The organism is Actinotalea sp. (genome assembly GCF_035443605.1).
GTDB lineage: Bacteria > Actinomycetota > Actinomycetes > Actinomycetales > Cellulomonadaceae > Actinotalea.
Map to the genome: position 1 here is coordinate 9,137 of NZ_DAORSQ010000022.1, position 19,101 is coordinate 28,237.

The 19,101-nt window shown below is 73.9% G+C and carries 15 protein-coding genes, 1 tRNA gene and 1 other RNA gene; 9 read left to right on the forward strand and 8 right to left on the reverse strand.

From position 1 onward, the window contains the following. Positions 1 to 70 precede the first annotated feature (70 nt). Genes PKY62_RS04150 through PKY62_RS04160 form a run of 3 tightly spaced genes read right to left on the reverse strand, consistent with a single transcriptional unit; the run spans position 71 to position 3,992 of the window. A complete protein-coding gene (locus PKY62_RS04150; RefSeq protein WP_324535155.1) occupies positions 71 to 664 on the reverse strand; it encodes a DUF5063 domain-containing protein in 594 nt (197 codons plus the stop codon). Beyond that, the gene (recR, locus tag PKY62_RS04155) at positions 657 to 1,256 is read right to left on the reverse strand and encodes a recombination mediator RecR (protein ID WP_324535157.1); all 600 of its coding nucleotides are present in this window, start codon (positions 1,254 to 1,256) and stop codon (positions 657 to 659) included. Before recR ends, PKY62_RS04150 begins: the two co-directional genes overlap by 8 nt. Before the next feature lie 60 nt (positions 1,257 to 1,316). Beyond that, on the reverse strand, positions 1,317 to 3,992 hold the full coding sequence (locus PKY62_RS04160; RefSeq protein ID WP_324535158.1) for a DNA polymerase III subunit gamma and tau: 2,676 nt from the start codon (positions 3,990 to 3,992) through the stop codon (positions 1,317 to 1,319). An 89-nt stretch (positions 3,993 to 4,081) separates the two neighbouring features. Here PKY62_RS04160 and PKY62_RS04165 point away from each other — a divergent pair, with 89 nt between their 5' ends. Continuing rightward, a complete protein-coding gene (locus PKY62_RS04165) occupies positions 4,082 to 4,900 on the forward strand; it encodes a MerR family transcriptional regulator (protein WP_324535160.1) in 819 nt (272 codons plus the stop codon). Between the two features lie 77 nt (positions 4,901 to 4,977). Here PKY62_RS04165 and ffs read toward each other — a convergent pair. After that, positions 4,978 to 5,074: signal recognition particle sRNA small type (gene ffs, locus PKY62_RS04170), an RNA gene on the reverse strand. A 361-nt stretch (positions 5,075 to 5,435) separates the two neighbouring features. On the opposite strand from ffs, the gene PKY62_RS04175 reads away from it, so the two are divergent. From PKY62_RS04175 to PKY62_RS04190, 4 genes are all read left to right on the forward strand, one after another. Further along, positions 5,436 to 6,725 carry a ferredoxin reductase family protein gene (locus tag PKY62_RS04175; RefSeq protein ID WP_324535162.1) on the forward strand — a complete coding sequence of 430 codons (1,290 nt, stop codon included), beginning with the start codon at positions 5,436 to 5,438 and terminating at the stop codon, positions 6,723 to 6,725. A gap of 12 nt (positions 6,726 to 6,737) precedes the next feature. Then, entirely contained in the window at positions 6,738 to 7,232 is a 495-nt protein-coding gene (locus PKY62_RS04180) for an FMN-binding protein (protein WP_324535164.1), read from the forward strand. A gap of 2 nt (positions 7,233 to 7,234) precedes the next feature. After that, entirely contained in the window at positions 7,235 to 8,047 is an 813-nt protein-coding gene (locus PKY62_RS04185) for an FAD:protein FMN transferase (RefSeq protein ID WP_324535167.1), read from the forward strand. Positions 8,048 to 8,157: 110 nt separating this feature from the next. Beyond that, the gene (locus PKY62_RS04190) at positions 8,158 to 8,721 is read left to right on the forward strand and encodes a DUF2231 domain-containing protein (protein ID WP_324535169.1); all 564 of its coding nucleotides are present in this window, start codon (positions 8,158 to 8,160) and stop codon (positions 8,719 to 8,721) included. A gap of 69 nt (positions 8,722 to 8,790) precedes the next feature. On the opposite strand, the gene PKY62_RS04195 is transcribed toward PKY62_RS04190, so the two are convergent. Then, a complete protein-coding gene (locus PKY62_RS04195; protein ID WP_324535171.1) occupies positions 8,791 to 9,561 on the reverse strand; it encodes an LLM class F420-dependent oxidoreductase in 771 nt (256 codons plus the stop codon). Between the two features lie 259 nt (positions 9,562 to 9,820). Between PKY62_RS04195 and PKY62_RS04200 the strand changes: the two genes are divergently transcribed. From PKY62_RS04200 to PKY62_RS04215, 4 genes are all read left to right on the forward strand, one after another. Then, on the forward strand, positions 9,821 to 11,623 hold the full coding sequence (locus tag PKY62_RS04200) for a discoidin domain-containing protein (protein ID WP_324535173.1): 1,803 nt from the start codon (positions 9,821 to 9,823) through the stop codon (positions 11,621 to 11,623). Continuing rightward, positions 11,610 to 12,395 carry an SDR family oxidoreductase gene (locus PKY62_RS04205; protein ID WP_324535175.1) on the forward strand — a complete coding sequence of 262 codons (786 nt, stop codon included), beginning with the start codon at positions 11,610 to 11,612 and terminating at the stop codon, positions 12,393 to 12,395. Before PKY62_RS04200 ends, PKY62_RS04205 begins: the two co-directional genes overlap by 14 nt. 66 nt (positions 12,396 to 12,461) lie before the next feature. Beyond that, positions 12,462 to 12,546: transfer RNA gene (locus PKY62_RS04210), tRNA-Ser, on the forward strand. A 200-nt stretch (positions 12,547 to 12,746) separates the two neighbouring features. Further along, positions 12,747 to 14,336 carry an anti-phage dCTP deaminase gene (locus PKY62_RS04215; protein WP_324535177.1) on the forward strand — a complete coding sequence of 530 codons (1,590 nt, stop codon included), beginning with the start codon at positions 12,747 to 12,749 and terminating at the stop codon, positions 14,334 to 14,336. Positions 14,337 to 14,556: 220 nt separating this feature from the next. On the opposite strand, the gene PKY62_RS04220 is transcribed toward PKY62_RS04215, so the two are convergent. From PKY62_RS04220 to mobF, 3 genes are read right to left on the reverse strand one after another with little or no spacing between them, the layout of a single operon-like run. Further along, on the reverse strand, positions 14,557 to 15,777 hold the full coding sequence (locus PKY62_RS04220; RefSeq protein WP_324535179.1) for a tyrosine-type recombinase/integrase: 1,221 nt from the start codon (positions 15,775 to 15,777) through the stop codon (positions 14,557 to 14,559). Next, the gene (locus PKY62_RS04225) at positions 15,777 to 16,004 is read right to left on the reverse strand and encodes a helix-turn-helix domain-containing protein (RefSeq protein WP_324535180.1); all 228 of its coding nucleotides are present in this window, start codon (positions 16,002 to 16,004) and stop codon (positions 15,777 to 15,779) included. Before PKY62_RS04225 ends, PKY62_RS04220 begins: the two co-directional genes overlap by 1 nt. A 42-nt stretch (positions 16,005 to 16,046) precedes the next feature. After that, positions 16,047 to 18,977: a MobF family relaxase gene (gene mobF / locus PKY62_RS04230; protein ID WP_324535182.1), complete on the reverse strand. Its 2,931-nt coding sequence runs from the start codon at positions 18,975 to 18,977 to the stop codon at positions 16,047 to 16,049. Between the last annotated feature and the right edge of the window lie 124 nt (positions 18,978 to 19,101).

Sequence of the window (19,101 nt, forward strand, 5' to 3'; positions counted from 1 at the left end):
GCGGGGTGTGAACGAGCGGGGCGCGTGCACCGCGGTCAGCACGGGCAGGTCGGGCGCGGGCCTTACCGCCTCAGGGGTGCAGTGCCTGGAACTCCGCCTCGGCGGCGACGTCGTCGTCCACGTCCAGGCGCAGGTGCGCGAGAACCGTCTGGAGCACCCGCAGCGCCGACGACGCCCGCTCTCCCCAGTTGGACAGGTAGGAGTACTGCCACCACCAGAGCGCCTCGATGACCTGGCCCTCCTCGTGGTGCCGCAGGCCCTGGGCCAGCGCACCGGCGACGAGCACGAGGTCGCTCGACAACGTCGAGGTCACCGGGTCCCCGCCCAGGAGCGGGTCGGCGATCTCGAGGTAGGAGTCGATCCCGTCGAGGAGGTTCTCGAGTGCGGCGCGCAGCGGGTCGAGATCGGTGTCCGGGCCGATGTCGGGCTCGAAGCGCTCCACGGGGACGACGTCCTCCATCGCGCCCAGCCGCGCACCGGCGCCGAGGACGTCGGAGACGGCGAGGAGCAGCAGCGGGATCGCGACCTCGGGGTTGGCGCCGGCCGCCACCTCGGTGACGGTCGAGAGGAAGTGGCCCCCCTCTTCGGCGACGGTGTCCGCGAGCTCGCGGAGGTCGTCGGGGACCGCGCTCGCGGCGGGCCGGGCTGGCGTGGTGTCAGGCACTGATCTGTCTCCGTCCTTCGAAGGCACGCCCCAGCGTGACCTCATCGGCGTACTCCAGGTCTCCGCCGACCGGCAGGCCCGAGGCCAGGCGGGTGACCCGCAGGCCCATCGGCACGAGCAGGCGTGCCAGGTAGGTGGAGGTGGCCTCGCCCTCGACGTTGGGGTCGGTGGCGAGGATCACCTCGGTGACGGAGCCGTCCGCGAGGCGGGTCATGAGCTCGGCGATCCGCAGGTCGTCCGGGCCGATGTTGTCCATCGGGTTGATGGCCCCGCCGAGCACGTGGTACCGGCCGCGGAACTCGCGCGTGCGCTCGATCGCGACGACGTCCTTGGGCTCCTCGACGACGCAGATCGACTCCAGCGAGCGACGCGGGTCGCGGCAGACCCTGCAGAGCTCTTCCTGCGACACGTTGCCGCAGACGGTGCAGAACTGCACACGGGCCTTGACCTCAGTGAGCGCGTCGACGAGGCGGCGGACGTCCGCCGGATCCGCGGCGAGCAGGTGGAAGGCGATCCGCTGGGCGCTCTTGGGACCGACCCCGGGCAGTCGCCCGAGCTCGTCGATCAGGTCCTGGACCGCGCCCTCGTACACCCCGTCAGCCTACGGGGTCCCGCCGACCACGGGACCGGGCCGCGCCGCTGACGACCGCGCTCAGGCGGGCGGGTCGGGGATCTCGTCGATGACCGTGCCGCCGAGCATCTGGGCGATGAGCGGGGCGCCGACGAGGCCGGTCGAGAGCAGGTCCGGGTCGTCCGGCGAGGCGTCGGCGGCCTCCTCGGTCGAGCCGGGGGCCGGGCGGCGCGGCGGGCCGCCCGGGCGAGCCTGGCCACGGGCGGGCTGGGACGCGGGGGTCGGGCGCGGTGAGAACGACGACGCGCGGGACGCGGCCGGCGGGGCGGGCTGTGGCGAGTCGGTGGGGCGCGGTGAGAACGACGACGCTCGGGACGCGGCCGGCGGGGCGGGCTGTGGAGCGGGGGCGGCGGCGGGCAGCGGTCGGGAGGCGCTGCGGGCACCGGCGACCTCGGGCGGCGCGTCGAAGTCGGGCTCGTCGCCGTCGGGGATCCCGTCCGACGGCAGGACCGTCGGGGCCGGCCCGGCCGGCCGGGGCGGCGACGAGGACGACGGCGGTGCTGCGGGAGCCGCGGGTGGGGCTGCGGACGCAGCCGGGGACTCGGGACGAGACGGCGCCGGCGATCCGGGCATGCCGGCCGTCGCTGCCGTGGCCGTCGCTGCGGTGGCCGGTGCGTCCGGTGCGGAGGGGCGGGTGCTCGACGACGGCCGGGCCGGCGAGGAGGACCGCTGCGCGCCGCCGCGGGGCGCGGGGTCGCGGTGCGAGGCCTCGACCGACGGGCCGGAGGCCGGTGCACCCCACGACGCCTCGGCCTGGGCCGTGGTGATCGCGCCGGGTGGCGCGACCGCCGGCGCGTCACCGACGTGCGCGTCCCCGACCGCTGCCACCGCTGCGCCGGCGGTGGGCACCGCGCCCGACGGCCGCTGCCCGGCGCGCGCGGGCGGCGCATCGGCCGCGGGCTCGGCGAGCTCGGTCTGCACCCGCACGTCGAGGCCGAGGGTCTCGTGCAGTGCGGTACGCACGTTGTCGGCGTGCGGACCGACCCGGAACGCCGTGGCGAGCTGCGGTGTCGTGAAGGACAGCGTCACGGCGTCAGGGCTGGCCGCCGCCACCTGGGCGTTCTGGCTGACGAGCACCCATGTGGCCATCCGCAGGCCGCGCAGCGTCGCGAGGACCTCGGGCCAGCGACGACGCACCATCTCGGCCTCCACAGCGGTGGCTGCGGGGCGGGAGGGCGGGGCGTCGTGGGCAGGCGCCGAGCGTGACGCCGACGGCGGGGTGGCCGACCGCGGGGTGGCCGACGGCGGGGTGGCCGACGGCGGGGTGGCCGCCCGCGGGGTGCTCGCGGCCGACGGCGGGGTGCTCGCGACGGACGGCGGGGTGCTCGCGGCGCGCGGCGTCGCGGGGGACGACGTGCCGATGGGCGGGGTGGCAGGTGCCGCGCCGGTCGCGGGTGCGGGAGCCTGCGGCACGACCGTGGCCTGCACCGTCGCGGGCTCGGGGGCTGCCGCACCCCCCGCCGTACCCGGCATCGGGACCACCGGTGCGCCCGGAGCCGGCCCCGCGCCGACGCCAGCGCCCTGCCCGGACCCGACACGCCCGAGCTCGCGCTCGACGCGGTCCAGCCGGGCGCCGACACCCTGGACGCCGTCGTCGACCGCGGGCAGCAGCAGGCGCGCGACGAGCAGCTCGAGGTGCAGCCGCGGCGACGTCGCCCCCGTCATCTCACTCAGCGCGGCGTTGACGAGGTCGGCCGAGCGGGACAGCTCCGAGGCGCCGAGCACCGAGGCCTGGACCCGCATGCGCTCGAGCTGGTCGGCCGGCAGGTCGCGGAGCACCGCCTGGGCGGCGTCCCCCGACGCGGCGATGACGATGAGGTCGCGCAGCCGCTCGAGCACGTCCTCGACGAAGCGGCGCGGCTCGTGCCCCGAGGACACGACGCGGTCGACGACGCGGAACGCGCTGGCGCCGTCGCGCGCGGCGAGGGCGTCGACCGTGTCGTCGAGCAGGGCGGCGTGCGTGTAGCCGAGCAGCGCCACGGCACGCTCGTAGTCGATCCCCCCTGCGCCCGCGCCGGCGACCAGCTGGTCGAGCACCGACAGCGAGTCGCGCACCGAGCCGCCGCCGGCACGGACCACGAGCGGCAGCACCCCGGCCCCCACGGCGACCCCCTCGGCGACGCACAGCTGCTCGAGGTAGGGCTGGAGGGTGTCCGGGGCGACGAGGCGGAACGGGTAGTGGTGCGTGCGCGAGCGGATGGTCCCGATGACCTTGTCCGGCTCCGTCGTGGCGAAGATGAACTTCACGTGCGGCGGCGGCTCCTCGACGATCTTGAGCAGCGCGTTGAACCCCTGCGGGGTGACCATGTGCGCCTCGTCGAGGATGAAGATCTTGAACCGGTCCCGGGCCGGGGCGAACGCCGCGCGCTCGCGCAGGTCACGCGCGTCGTCGACGCCGTTGTGGCTCGCAGCGTCGATCTCGACGACGTCCAGGCTGCCACTGCCGCCGCGCGCGAGCTCGACGCACGAGTCGCACGTGCCGCACGGCACCGGCGTCGGGCCCTGGGCGCAGTTGAGGCAGCGCGCGAGGATCCGGGCCGACGTCGTCTTGCCGCAGCCTCGCGGACCGGAGAACAGGTAGGCGTGGGTGACCTTGTCCGCGCGCAGCGCCTGCAGCAGGGGCTCGGTGACGTGCTCCTGCCCGATCACCTCGGCGAAGGTGTCGGGCCGGTAGCGGCGGTACAGGGCTTGGGTCACGGCACGAGCGTAGAGGGCGCCACCGACGGCCGCCGCGCCCTGTCCCGCCCCCTTGCGCCTGCCACCGTGTCAGGGTGTGGTCTGTGGGTATGGCACGCGAGCACCTGCTGACGATCGGGGAGTTCTCGCGCCTGTCCCGGATCAGCGTCCGCATGCTGCGGCACTACGACGAGCACGACGTCCTCCCGCCGACGTCGGTCGACCCCCTCACCGGCTACCGCTCGTACCACCCTGACCTCCTGCGCACCGCGCGGCGGGTCAGGGCGCTGCGCGACGTCGGGCTGGGGGTCGCCGAGCTGGCGGGGTGCGCCCCGTTCGACGACGCCGCGATGCTGCGGGCGGTGCTGACGCACCAGCGGGGGCGGCTGCTCGACGAGTCCGCCGCCGTCGCCGAGCGGATCCGGGAGGTCGACCACCTCATCACCCAGCTCAAGGAGCCAGCCATGCACGAGATCACCCGCCGTACCCTGCCCGCACGGACCGTCGCCTCCGTGCGGGGCACCATCCCCAGCTACGCCGACGAGGGCCTGCTCTGGCAGCGGCTCATGGCCGCACTGCCCGCGGCCGGGGCCGCCGTCGCACCCGACGCCGCGGCCGTCGCCGTCTTCCACGACGAGGACTACGTCGAGCAGGACGCGGACGTCGAGGTCCGGCTCGACGTCGTCGCCCCGTTCACCGGGACACCCGATGTCGCCTGCGTCGAGGTCCCCGCCGTCGACGTCGCCGTCGGCACGCTGCACGGCCCGTACGACGGGATCGGGGAGGTGATGGACGCGATCGGCGGCTGGATCGCCGCCCATGGCCTGTCCGTCGCCGGTCCGATGTTCAACGTCTACGTCGTCGGCCCCGAGGTCTCCCACGAGCCGTCCGACTGGGTGACCGACGTGTGCGTCCCGGTCGCCGGCTGAGCACCTGTCGCGACTCCTGGAACCGATCCGCCCCTGCCGATCCCCGATCGGTTCCAGGAGTCGGGTCGGCCGGGGCATGCAGCGACCCCTCGCACACCCGCCAGAGCCCGCCTGCCCTTGCTGCCTTCCGGCCCTGGGGGAGTTCAGCGAGATGACGCCGCACGAGGGGTCGGGACCAGCGTAACGCAGCCCGCCCGCGCACCCGCGCCCGCCGTCAGCGCCCGTGCCAGCACCCGCGCCCGCCGTCATCCCCCGCGGTGTCTGCCCGGACGCACGCCCAGCTCTCAGCGAGCACCCAGGGATCTCCCAGGTAGGCGCGGGAGGGTTCCTCCCATGACGACCTTCGCTCCCCAGGCCCAGGCCCAGGCACCGAGCCCGCAACGGGCCGGGGCCCGCGCCCAGGCCGCGCCGCAGACGCCGGTCACCGGCCGGCCCGCCGTCCTGCGGCTGCGGCCCCCCCGCGCTGCGCCGGTGGTGGACGGACGCCCTCGACCTCACCGTCTGGGCCTCGTACCTCGTCGTCGTCGCCCTGTGGGTGCACCACGGCGGGGTCGCCGACCTCACCGCCGGGATGGGCTCGGCCCTGACGTCGCTGGGCCGGCTCACCGGCCTCATCAGCGCGGACATGCTGCTGCTCCAGGTGATCGGGATGGCCCGGGTGCCGTGGATCGAGCGGGCCTACGGGCAGGACCGGATCACCCGGTCGCACCGCCTGCTGGGCTTCTGGTCGGTCAACCTCATGGTCGCCCACCTCATGCTCATCACCCTCGGCTACGCGGCGCTCGACCAGGTCGGCGTGCTCGGCGAGCTGTGGTCGCTCGTCACCACGGCCCCGGGCATGCTGCTCGCCACCGCCGGCACCGTGGCGCTGCTCATGGTGGCCGTGACCTCGATCCGCTGGGCGCGCCGCCGGCTGCGCTACGAGTCGTGGCACCTGCTGCACCTGTACGCCTACCTCGGCGCCGGCCTGGCGCTGCCGCACCAGCTGTGGACCGGGCGCGACTTCCTCGCCTCGACCGCCGCGACCGTCTACTGGTGGGGCCTGTGGGGCGTCGCCATGGCTGCCGTGCTCGTCTACCGGGTCGCCGTGCCCCTGCTCACCTCGCGCCGCCAGGCCCTGACGGTCTCCCGCGTGGTCACCGAGGCCCCCGGCGTCATCAGCGTCACGATGACCGGCCGCCGCCTGGCGGAGCTCGAGGTCGCCGCCGGCCAGTTCTTCGTCTTCCGCTTCCGCACCGGCGCCGGCTGGACCCGTGGCCACCCGCTGTCGCTCTCCGCAGCACCGACGACGGCGGCCCTGCGGGTCACCATCGGCACCCGGGGCGACGACGGCGAGCGCCTCACGCGGATGGAGCCCGGCACCCGCGTGCTCGTCGAGGGCCCCTACGGCCGGCTGCGGCCCGAGGTCCGGACCAGGCCCGGCCTGGTGCTCATCGGCTCCGGCCTCGGGATCGCCCCGCTGGTCGCCCTGGCCCAGAACGCCGTGATGACCGGCGCGACCCGGGACCGGCCCGCCACCCTCGTCCGCCGCGTCAACGACGGCGATCGTCAGCCGCTCCAGACCGACCTCGACCACCTCGTCTCGCTCGGGGCCCTGCGGGTCGTCGACCTCGTCGGTCCGCGCAGCACCACCGGGACGGCCTGGCTGCCGCAGCACCTCGGGCACGTGCCGGGGCCGCAGGCCGCGCGCCAGCTCGTCCCCGATCTCGAGGGCTGCGACGTGTTCGTCTGCGGCGCGGCCCCGTGGGCCGAGGCCGTCGCCGCCGATCTGCGCTCCGCCGGCCTGCCCCCCACCGCCCTGCACGTCGAACGCTTCACCTGGTAACCGGAGGACCTCATGCGCCGCATCGTCATCGCCATCGGATCGACCCTGACCGGGCTCGTGCTCCTCTTCTCCTGGCCCACCAGCCTCAACAAGACGGTTGCCGCCGCCGCGGACACGTCCACGGGCACCGCCACGACGACGGACAGCTCGACCTCGACGGGCACGTCCACCGACACGACCACCCCGACCGAGACGGCGACCCCCACGCCCGAGGCGACCGCGGAGCCCGTCACCGCCACCTACACCGGTGCGTCCGTCAGCACCCGCTACGGCGACGTGCAGGTGCAGGTCACCGTGACCGACGGCGTCGTCACGGCAGCGGACGCGATCGCCTACCCGACCCGGGACCGCGAGAGCCAGCAGATCAACGCCTGGGCCGTGCCCGCGCTCAACGACGAGGTCCTCGCCGCCCAGAGCGCCTCGATCGACATGCTCAGCCACGCGACCGTCACGAGCCAGGCCTACATCGCCTCGCTGCAGGACGCGCTCGACCAGGCCGGGATCTGACCGTGACCACGCGGGCCCCCGCCGACGCCCGCCCGGACCACCGGGCGTGGGTCGAGCAGATCATGGGGATGCCGGTGAGCATCCACGTGCGCGGCGTCGGGGCGCAGGGCGCGCACGCCCGGGGCTCGGAGGTCGCCGATGCGGTCGAGCGGGTGTTCGCCGACCTGCGCGCTGCCGACACCATGTTCAGCCCCTGGCAGGCCGACTCGCAGGTCAGCCGCCTGCAGCGGGGCGAGCTGACGCTCACCGACGCCGACCCGCTGGTCCGCGAGGTGCACCGGCTGTGCGAGACCGCGCTCGAGCGCACGGACGGCTGGTTCGACGCCTGGAACGCCGTCCCCGACCGGCCCGGCGTCTTCGACCCCACCGGCCTGGTCAAGACCTGGGCCGTCGCCCGCGCCGCCCGCCACCTGCGTGAGCTCGCCGTGCGCACCGGCATCGGCTATGCCGTCGGGGCCGGTGGCGACGTGCTCACCCGGCCGGCCGCCGACGGCGCGCCGTGGCTCATCGGCATCGAGGACCCGCGCGACCGCTCGGTCGTCCTGGCGACGCTCCCCGCGGGCGACGGCGGGGTCGCGACGTCGGGCATCGCCGCGAAGGGTGCGCACATCCTCGACCCGCACACGGGCGAGCGCGTCGTCGGCGTGCTCTCGGCCACCGTCGCCGGGCCGTCGCTGATGTGGGCGGACGTGTTCGCGACGGCCGCCGTCGCGATGGGCCCTGCGGCTGTGGAGTGGGTGACGAGCCTGCACGGCACCAGCGGCCTTCTCGTGCTGGCGGACGGCGCTGTCCACCGGTGGGGCAACCCCGTCTGAGCCCTGCACGCGGGGCGGGCGAACTGACGGTCTGACATCATCGGACCTGTCCCGCCGGTGCCGAGTGGCACGTGCCATCCATGGCGAGGCACCGATCACCTGGAGCCGAGATGCTCGACGTCATCGCTGGCCTGCCCGTGCACCCGCTCATCGTCCACGCGACGGTGGTCCTCGTCCCGACGGCCGCACTGGCCGTCGCGCTCGCGGCCGTGTGGCCGCGGTTCCGCCGCTGGGCGTTCGCCCTCCCCCTCCTGCTGGCGCTCGCGGCGCTGGTCCTGACACCCCTGTCCGAGCGGTCCGGCGAGTCGCTCGAGGAGCGGGTGGGCGGGACCCCGCTGGTCGAGACGCACGCGGAGCTCGGCGAGGGCCTCCTGGTCTGGGTGCTGCCGCTGGCCCTCGTCGCCGCGGCGCTCTTCTGGCTCGCGGTGCGGGAGCGCCGGGCCGCAGCCGAGGGGCCCGGCGCTGCGGGTGCCGGCGCTGCGGGTGCCGGTGCTGCGGGTGCCGGTGCGCCGGGGACCGCCCCGGCCCGCTGGGTCACCGTGACGCTCGCGGTCGCCGCGCTGGTCCTGGCCGGCGGCACGATCGCGCAGACGGTCGCCATCGGCCACAGCGGCGCGACGGCGGCGTGGTCCGACGTCGACACGACCACCCCCGCAGGCGACGACGACGACTGACCCGGTTCTGGTCCGGATCCGGGCGTCCAGCACCCGGATCCGGACCAGAACCGCTGCGCGCCCGGAGGGTCAGGCCTGCGCGTCGCGCCAGGCGACCCACTGGTGGACGAGGTCCAGGTCGTAGTCCGGGCCGTTCAGGCCGATGGTGAACAGGCTCACGCCGGCCTCGACGAGCTCCGTGGCGACGAGGGCCGGTGGCTTGTCCACCCCGACGGACCGCTCGACGAGCGTCGCGGTGTCCCGCCCGACGGCCGCGCCGTGCTCGTCGAGGATCGCGCTCTTGCGTCGCAGCGTCCCGACGTCGCCGAACGAGTGCCACAGGTCGGCGTGCTCGGCGACCACGCGCAGCGTCTTGCGCTCCCCGCCACCGCCGATCATCACGGGGATGTGGCGGGTCGACGCCGGGTTGCCCGCCGCGAGCCGCGTCGCGATCCGCGGCATGGCCGAGGCGAGGTCGGCGATCCGCGAGCCGGCCGTGCCGAACTCGTAGCCGAACGCGTCGTAGTCCTTCTCGAACCAGCCCGCCCCGACGCCCAGGATGAGCCGTCCGCCGCTGATGTGGTCGACGGTGCGGGCCATGTCCGCCAGCAGCTCGGGGTTGCGGTAGCTGTTGCACGTGACGAGCGCGCCGATCTCGACGCGGCTGGTCTGCTCCGCCCACGCGCCGAGCATCGTCCAGCACTCGAAGTGCTTGCCGTCCGGGTCGCCGTAGAGCGGGAAGAAGTGGTCCCAGTTGAAGATCACGTCGACCCCGGCGTCCTCCGCGCGGCGCACCGCGTCGCGGATCTGGCCGTAGTCGGCGTGCTGGGGCTGGATCTGGACGCCGATGCGGATGCTCATACCGCGACGGTACGCGCCGATGCGGCCGCGGGCCCACCCTCGGCGGGCGCGCCACGGCCCTGCCGCCGTTCGGGTGGATCTGCGGGCATCTGCCCGGTTCGCCTCAGACCCGCCGTCGTGCGGCCGATCGGATCGACGGCCGCGCCCCCGCCCTGCCGCCCTGCCGCCCTGCCGCGACCCCACCGAGGAGCTCCCCGTGCGACCGTCCCATGCCCCTCACCGCGCGGCACAGGGGTTGCGTCACGTGCAGGGGCGCCTCGTGACCGTCGGGATCGTGGCGGCGCTGCTCACCGCGACCACCCTCCCCGCGCAGGCCGCCCTCCTCCCGCCCACCGCGACCCAGCTCTCCCAGGGCGGCACCGCGACGGCGTCGTCGGCCCAGGACCGTGGCTCCCTCTCACCGTTCGCCGCGTTCGACGGCAACCCGGCCACCCGCTTCGCGAGCGCCGGCACCGACTCCGAGTGGCTCCAGGTGGACCTCGGCCGGCGCGCCGAGCTGAGCGCCGTCGTGCTCGACTGGGAGACCGCGTACGGCCGGGACTACCAGATCCAGGTCTCCGACGACGCGACCAGCTGGACCCCCGTGCACACGACCATCGGCGGCGCCGGCGGCGACGAGGAGCTGACCGTCAGCGGTACCGGCCGGTACGTCCGACTGGTCGGCACGCGACGCGGCACGATCTGGGGCTACTCGCTGTGGGAGATGCAGGTCTACGGCACGGCGCTGCCCGACGTCGGCCCCGCGTGCGGCACGCAGGACGTCGCGCTGGGCCGGCCGGCGACGGCCTCCTCCGCCGAGCGCGGCGGGCTGGCGCCTACCTACGCGGTCGACGGCAACCCGGCCACCCGCTGGTCCAGCGCCTTCGCCGAGCCGCAGTGGATCCAGGTCGACCTCGGCGCCCGCCGCGACATCTGCCGCGTGACACTGCGGTGGGAGACCGCCTACGGGCGCACGGTGGCGGTGCAGACGTCGCGGGACGGCCGCAGCTGGACGGCGGCGACGGGCAGCACGGACGGCTGGGGCGGCCCCCAGTCGCTCGATGTCGCGGCGGCTGCGCGGTACGTGCGCGTGGTGCTGTCCGACCGCGTGACGATCTACGGGGTGTCGCTCTGGTCGCTCGAGGTGTTCACCGCCGACGGGGCCGGCCCCGCCCCGCTGCCGGCCGCCGGCTCGCTGACCTCCAGCGGCACCGGCACCGCGGCGCAGCACTCGAACGTCCCGGCCCCGGCCGGCGCATCCGTGAGCCTGCTCGACGCGGAGGGCGCGGTCGCCATGGCGGTCTCGGTGCCGGGCGAGGGCAGCTACGTGCTCGACCCAGCGTCCGGGACGGTCGGGTTCACCCCGGCGCTCGGCTTCGCCGGCACGGCCGCGGGCGTGCGCGTGCAGCTGACCGACACGTGGGACCAGGACTCCGTGGGCACCTACCGCCCGGTGGTCCTCGCGCCGGCGGCGCCCGCAACGCCCAGCACGAGGTCGAGCGGGGTGGGCCGCGCGGTCCAGGCCGCCATGGTGGCGGTGCCGATCGGCGGGTCGGTGCTGCTGCGCGACGACGGTGGCGCGCCGGCCGCCCGGGTCAGCGTGCCCGGACAGGGGCTGTTCACGCTCGACCCGGCGACCGGGGCGATGACGTTCACACCCGCGGCCGGGTTCGTCGGCCGGTCCGACGGCGTGGTCGTCGCCCTCACCGATGCCTACGGCCAGGTGACGCTGGGCCGGTACGTCCCCACGGTGGTCCCGGCGGCCGGGGCGGTTGGCGGCGAGGCGGCGGGTGCGAAGCCGGCGGCCGCCGTCGCTGCGACCGGTGGGGTCGCCCGTGCGGCTCGAGCACAGCACCTGGGCACGGACGCCACTCCCGGCCCCGGCAGCGAGGCCGGGGCTGGCGGCGACGCGCTCGCGTCTCCGGCAGCGCCCGACGACGCCCCGGCTCGAGGCTCGCTCCCCGGCGCGGGCGCCGTCGGCGCACTCATGGCCCTGGCCGTGCTGCTCGTCGCGGCCGTGGCCTGGCTGACCGTGCGGCGGCGCGAGCCCCGGCCGCTACCGTGCGGCCATGGAGCTTCCTGACACCTGGGACCTGACCGGACGTGTCGCGCTGGTCAGCGGCGCGGGCAGCGCGAGCGGCATCGGTGTCGCCACGGCCCGCGCCCTCGGCGCCCTGGGCGCCAGGGTCGCGCTCACCTCGACCACGGACCGCGTGCACGAGCGCACGGCCGAGCTGCGGGGGCACGGGATCGACGCGACCGGGTTCGTCGCCCGGCTCGAGACCGAGGAGGGCGTCGCCGGACTCACGCAGGCGCTCGGGGCGGCGGGGCTGATGCCCGACGTGCTGGTCAACAATGCCGGCATGGTGGCCGTGGGTGACGGGCCGATGCTCTCGGGCGACGTGACCATGCCCGTCGCTGACTGGCAGCGCAGCCTCGCGACCACCCTGACCACGGCCTTCCTCCTCACGCGCGCCGTCGTGCCGACGATGCGGGCACGAAGGTGGGGGCGGATCATCACCGTCTCGAGCCTCACCGGCCCGGTGATGGCGGCGCGGGGCGACGTCGCCTACGCCGCGGCCAAGGCCGGGCTCGTCGGCCTCACCCGTGCGCTCGCCGTCGACGAGGCCGCCTCGGGGATCACGGCCAACGCCGTCGCGCCGGGCTGGATCGCCACCGGCTCGCAGCTCGGCAGCGAGGCGGCCGAGGGCCTGCGGGTACCGGCCGGGCGCAGCGGACGTCCGGAGGAGGTGGCCTCCGCGATCGCGTGGCTGGCGTCGCCCGGTGCCTCGTACGTGACCGGGCAGGTGGTCGTGGTCGACGGCGGCAACAGCGTCGCGGAGGAGCAGGGGTAGCCCGAGAGCGAGGCGCGCGGGGAGCGAGCACGGCCGCCCGCCGGTTCGGGTATCCTCGTCCGGCCGGGAGGATTCGCCTAGTGGCCTATGGCGCACGCTTGGAAAGCGTGTTGGGGTAACACCCTCGGGGGTTCGAATCCCCCATCCTCCGCGTGACGAAGGGCCCGTGACCTGCGAGTTCGCAGGTGGCGGGCCCTTTGTGTTGAGTTCGACAACTGTTGCGTCCTCGAGCGGTAGCACTCTCGGTAGCAGTCGCCGGTGCCCGGTCGTGCGACGCGACGGCACGCCGGCAGCCGCCTCGCCCCTGCGGAGCCTCTCCGGTGGTTCACTTGCCAAGACAAGGGGGGGCCCGTGCTCATCGACAGTGAGGTCGTCGCCAACTTCGAGATCGTCATCGGGCTGGTCGCACCGATTGGCACTGATGTCGACGCCCTGGTGCGTCACCTCGAGGCCTCGCTAGAGCGGGTCAACTACACAACCGAGTGCATACGGCTGAGCGGCCTGCTCGACGAGACGCCAGCTGGCGCAGGACTGCCACGCACCTCAAGCGACCCGCGCTACTACGAAGCCCGCATGGACGCCGGCGATGACCTGCGCGAGTCACTCGGCTCCAGCGATGCGCTGGCCGCGTATGCCATCTCAAAGATCAGGAGCAATCGCTTCAAGCGGACCGGCGCCAACGAGCAGACAGCCAGGCACGCATGGATCCTGAGGACGATCAAGCACCCCGAGGAGGTCCGCCTCCTGCGCGCCACCTACGGGCGGCGCTTCGTCCTGATCTCCGCCACGGCCTCTGAGGCATCGCGCAGAACGAGCATCTTGAGCGGGCTTCGAGATGCAAGCCCGGAGAACACCCAACTTGAAGCGCGAGTGGCTGAACTCATGCTGCGCGACGAGCAGGACTCGACGACGCCCTACGGCCAGCACGTCCGCGACGCGTTTGCGCTCGGCGACTTCTTCGTTGATCTCGACTCGGCTGCCGGCCCGAAGGCTGAGCTTGACCGCCTCGTAGGCCTGCTCTTCGGCGAGCCGTTCCTCACGCCACGTCGCGACGAGCAGGGCATGTATCTCGCCTTCGCGGCATCACTTCGCTCGGCCGATCCTGGCCGCCAGGTCGGAGCGGTGATCACCACAGCCAAGGGCGACGTCCTCGCGGTCGGCTCGAACGAGGTGCCCAGGGCTGGCGGCGGGGAGTACTGGGTCGGTGACCAGCCTGACCATCGAGACTTCCAGCTGGGCAGCGACTTCAACCGCCGCGAGGTTCGCCGAGCGCTGCAGGAGCTCCTTGGAGTGCTCGGTGCCGAGGGCCACCTGAACGCTGACCTGAGCGGCCTCGACGGCCGCGAGCTGCTCGACTCCGTAGTTGCCAAGAGCGGTTCGTCGATCGACTCGACACGCATTCGCAACTTGATCGAGTTTGGGCGAATCGTCCACGCCGAGATGGCGACGATCACCGAGGCAGCGCGACTCGGCGTGCCGATCCTGGGCTCAACGATCTACACCACTGCGTTCCCGTGCCACATGTGCATGCGGTTGATCATCGGCTCCGGGATCTCACGCGTTGTCTACGTCGACCCCTATCCGAAGTCTCTCGCAGGGGAGATGTACGCGACTGAGATCCGGCTTCGCGGCGACCGCGACGACGACAGGGTGGCTGTGGAGTCGTTCTTGGGGGCGTCATGGCGGGTGTACCCGGACGTCTTCGGCGCCGTGAACCGCAAGCGCGACGCCTCTACGGCGAAGTTCGAAGCATGGTCGCGACGAGACGCGCGCATGCGGCTGGCGGAGCTTGACCCCTTGAACGGCTCCGAGTTCGTAGAGGCGCAGGTCCCGCTCGCGCTCGACGACAGACTGCGACGACTCGCGGACACTCCTGCGAGTGTCAGTGGTTTGGTAGATGATGTGGCAACCGACGTAGAGCCTGGCAAGGAGGAACCGTGACGGTAACTGAGCCCGGTTGGCTGGTAGACGTGAGCCAGCGGTCGCGTGAGGAGTTGTCTGCTCTGACCCCCTCGAATCAACCTTCCTGGTACAGGTGGGTTGGAGGGCCTGACTCCGGCAATCGCGAGAGCCAACGCGCGATTGGCTTCCAGCCGGCCAAGGCCACTGACGACGGAGGCGAGTGAGCACCGCCGAGTAGGCGCCGAGGTTCGATTGGCCGCTATCGCGAGCCCTCGACCGCACCCCACAGCAGTTCGCCCATCCTGCGGTTTGCTTCCTCGACGAGCCCGGGCACCACGTGCTGGTACCGGGCCGTCATCGTCGGTGACGTCCACCCCAGCATGTCCATCACCACGCGCTGGTCGACCCCCTGCACCAGCAGAAGGGTCGCGGCGGTGTGCCGTGCGTCGTGCAGCCGCGCCGGCCGAACGCCTGCGCGCTCGAGGAACCTGACCCAGTGCACGGAGTGGTCGCTCGGGTCGATGGGTCTGCCGGTGACGGTGGTGAACACCAAACCGGACTCCTGCCACTCCGAGCCGGCGTAGATCCGCGCCTTGCGCTGGGACTGGCGTTGACGGCGCAGCGCCTCGATCATCGGCTGCGGCATGGGCAGGGTCCGCTTGCTCTGCCTCGTCTTCAGCTCGGCCAGCACGAGCCCGCCGTCGCGGCGCTGCGGGCACTTCGAGGGCCGATCGTCGCACCGGGTCGGGTCATCGCAGCCGTGGCGGTACCGGCGGCGCTCCAGCTGCTGGCGCACGCGAACGCGGCCCAGCTCCAGGTCGACGTCGGCCCAGGAGAGCCCGAGCACCTCTCCCCTGCGCAGCCCGAGCGAGATCGCGAGCATGAAGGCGACGCCGTTCGGCTCGTTGTCGGCCGCGGCCATGAGCGTCCGGGCCTCGGAGACGGTGAGCGGGTCGAACTCCGGAGCGTCGTAGCGGGGCGTGTGGGCGAGCGTCACGGGGTTGCGCGGGATGCGACGGCGGCGGACGGCGTCGTTGAGCGCCTTGTTGAGGGTCCGCCGGACGTGGTGCACCGTGCCGACGTTCAGGCCCTTGGCGAGCAGCACGGTGTAGAGGTACTCGACGTGCTCGGGCTCGAGGTCGGCGAGCCGGTGCTTGCCGATGGTCGGGATGATGTGCGCCCGGACGTCGGTGGTGTAGCCGTACAGGGAGTTGGGTCGCACGCGCAGGGCCGAGGCGGTCAGCCAGTCCTCCAGCCAGTCGGACAGCCGCGGTGATCGCCCGGCGGGGATCTTCGCGGCCTCGTCGCGCACCCGCTCCAGGGCCCGGACCTTGTGAGTGACCTCGGCCTGGGTTCGGCCGCTGCGCTTGCGGCGGTCGGATGAGCCGTCGGGCTTGGTGCCCATCGTGACGAAGCCGTACCAGCGGCCGTCGGTGCTCTGGAACACCGACGACCGGTTGTTGGCCGCCCGGGTGCCCATCACTGGCCGTCCGACGACGGCGGGTTCTGCTCGCGGCGCAGCCGCTCGACGTACTCGACAAGGCAGTCGTACGGCACGCGGCGCAGCTTGCCCAGGTGAACCGTCTCCAGCTCGCCCTTCAGCATTAGCTGGTAGACGAACGACCTGCCGATCGACAGGCGTCGCGCGGCCTCGGGGACGGTGAGCATGAGGCGGGGCGCCTCGTCGTACTCGGGGTTCTGGCTCATGGTGGTCCTTCCTCGGGGTGGTGCGGTTGGTGGCAATGCGGCTCAGCGGCCGAGCACGGGTCCATCGGGGGCACGTGTCGGCGCGGGTGGCGAGATGGACCGCAGAAGCTGTGGACGCTGCGACCGGTCGAAGGCCTGTGGATCGCGCGACCCGAAGTCGTGGGGCACATGCAGCGGCGGAACGGGCGCCGGCGCGGCCGGGTGGTAGGCGGCCCAGGTCTCGGTGGCGCTCAGCTCGGCGTGGGAGGTCGCCAGGATCTGTTCGAGGACGTCGCGGGTCGACGACGACGGCCGGGCTTGGCCGGGCAGGCAGTCCTCGCCCGGCGCTTCGGTGACGACGTAGGTGCGGTTGAGGTGCCGCCCGCGGCTCATCGCGACGTAGAGGTCCTCGCGGGCCATCCCCGGTCCGGCGACCGTGTGCGTCTGGTCGACGGTCATGCCCTGGGACCGGGCCGTCGTCGTCGCGTAGCCGAGCTCGACGTGATCGGCGACGTACGCGTACGGGAGCCGGACGGCGTGGCCGTGGCCGTCACCGCGTCCGGCGTCGCCCGCGGCGCGGACGCGCAGCGACCCGTCGCGCGCGATCGCGACGACGTCCCACAGCGCGCCGTTGCGCACGAACCCGTCCGCGGTCCGCAGATGACGGTCGTTGCGGCGGGTGACGACCCGGTCACCGACACCGGCGGTCAGGCCGTCGTGCAGCTCGATCCCGGCCCGGTCCACGGTCCCCGAGCGCACGCCGTGGGCGCGGGCGAGGCGGTTGAGGTCGCGCACGGTGCGGCTGTCCGCCGCCTGCAGGACGGCGACCTGGCCGTGCTCCTGGGCGGTGGTGAAGCCGTCGAGGGCCGCGTAGAGCATCTCCTCGCGCGTGCCGCCGGTGAAGGCGCCGTGGGCCTCGTAGGCGTCCAGCGCCTCGGGATGGGCGCGGCGCAGCTCGAGGCTGGCTCTGGCCTCCCACGGTCGGCTGAACCGGAACAGGGACGTCAGCTCGGCCGTCGGGCCACGGCGGGCGAGCATCGCGAACCCGCCGCCGGCGTCGACCGACCCGCGTTGCAGGTGGTCCCCGACCAGCAACACCTTGGCCGGGGCCTTGCGCGCCTGGGCGACCAGCGCGGCCAGGGTGCGGGTGTCGGCCAGCGAGGCCTCGTCGACGATGACCAGCTGCCCGGGGGCCATCGCCCACCGGCCCTGCTCGAGGCGCAGCGACTGGGCGCGCTGGCGCGCCGGGTCCCACTCCGCGCTGGCATTCGAGTGCAGGACCTGCACCGCGGCGCCGAACGCGACCCCGCGGGCGTGTGCACCCTCGCCGGTGGACTCGTACAGCCACTTCGCCGTCGTCTCGCACGGCACGCCCAGGGACGCGCTCAGGGCGTGCGCCGCCGTGGCCGACGGAGCCAGCGCGACGACGGGACCGACATAACGCTGCCAGATCGTCGTCAGCGCCTTGAGTGCCGTCGTCTTGCCCGATCCGGCCGGCCCGACCAGCGCGTCGAGCAGGTGCTCGGACGTCAGGATGGCCCGGACGGCGGCGACCTGGTCATCCGCCAGCACGCGGCCGGCACGCGCGCTGTCCCTGTCGGCGTCGCCCAGCCACTGCCTGCTGATGCACGGGGAGCGCGTGGTCTCGGCCGCGTCGATGAGGACCCGCTCGGCGGCCAGGAGCTCGAGGGAGGTGTACAGCGCCTCGCCCACCCGGCAGCGCTCCTGCTCACGCGTGTCGTCCAGGTGCACGCTGGCCGCCCTGACCTGGGCGCTGATCTCGCTGGTCAGGCCCAGCCGCTCCTGCGGGGAGGCCATCCGCAGGATCTTCGAGGCGCGCAGAGTCTCGCTGCCGACGTTCCACTCGGTCCACACCGATCGCCTGGTCGCGACGTCCTGCAGCACCTGGGCAGCGATCGCCGCCCGGACCTCTGGCCCGACGTCGTGCGCGTGCAAGGGCCGGCCGTAGGTGCCGGCCAGGGCGCGTGCTGCCAGGTCTTGCGGCTCGCGACCGGTCAGGGTGCGGGCGCGGTTGGCCCAGTCGGCGAGCAGGTCGCGCAGCGGGCGGACCACCTTGGGCGGTCGGGTCACGCGCGTCAGGTGCTGCCGCGCCCTGGTGGTCTCGACGCGGGTGGGCTCGCGCCCGCGGTCGGCCTGGAACTGGGCCGCCCACTCGGCCTCGGCGCAGTGGATCTGCTCCGAGCGGGAGGAGAAGTGGGTCAGGAGCGCGTCGTCGATGCCGTCGATCTCGAACGCTGGGTTGCGCCGTGGGCCGCGGTCGCGCAGGGATAGCCCGACCGGCAGGCGCCGGGCGAGGTCGTCGGCCAGGAGCACGTCGTACAGCTCGGAGACCGTCACCGCGGCGGCGTGGACGGTCTTGCCGTCCAGGGACCGCCACTGCCCGTCTGGCCCCTGGACCTTGTTGGCCACCACGACGTGGGTGTGCAGGTTGGGGTCGCCGGCGCGGGTGTCCCAGTGGTCGAAGGCCGCAGCGATCATCCCCCGGGTCGTCACCTGGCGGCAGCCCGCGTGCCCGACCCGGGTCCGCACGACCTTCTGCTCGACGAAGGCGAGCGTCTGGTCGACGGCGGCGCGGTGGGCCGCGTGCACCGCGGCACGGGTGGCATCGTCGCCCAGCGCCCACAGCACGGAGGCGGACTTGGGGACGGTGAAGGTCAGGTCGAAGCCGACGACGGTGCGGCCCCGCTGCCCGGCGTACCGGCGCCCCAGCGGCTCGGCCGTGACCGGGTCGTTGCCGTCGCGGAAGACCGCGGCCATCGCCTCCTCGGTGACCACCGCTCCCGGAGAGACCCGCCCGATCGCGTCGTGCCCCAGACCGGCGAGCCCGGAGCCGAGCCACCGCCCCGGCGGGTTGCCGGTCGCCTCGTAGTACGCGGTCAGCGAGTCGCCGCGCTCCAGGGCGACGTCGCCGGCGGCGACCTCCCGCGTCAGGTACGAGTACCCGTCGCCCGCGCCGAGCTTGTGCATCGACATCACGACCGCAACACCTCCCTCGAACACCCGCCGAACCTGCTGGCCGCCGCCGGCCCGCACCCTTCCCGACTAGGGCGTGTTGATCAATAGGTTTCGGGGGTGGTTCGGGGACTCTTGACCGGTG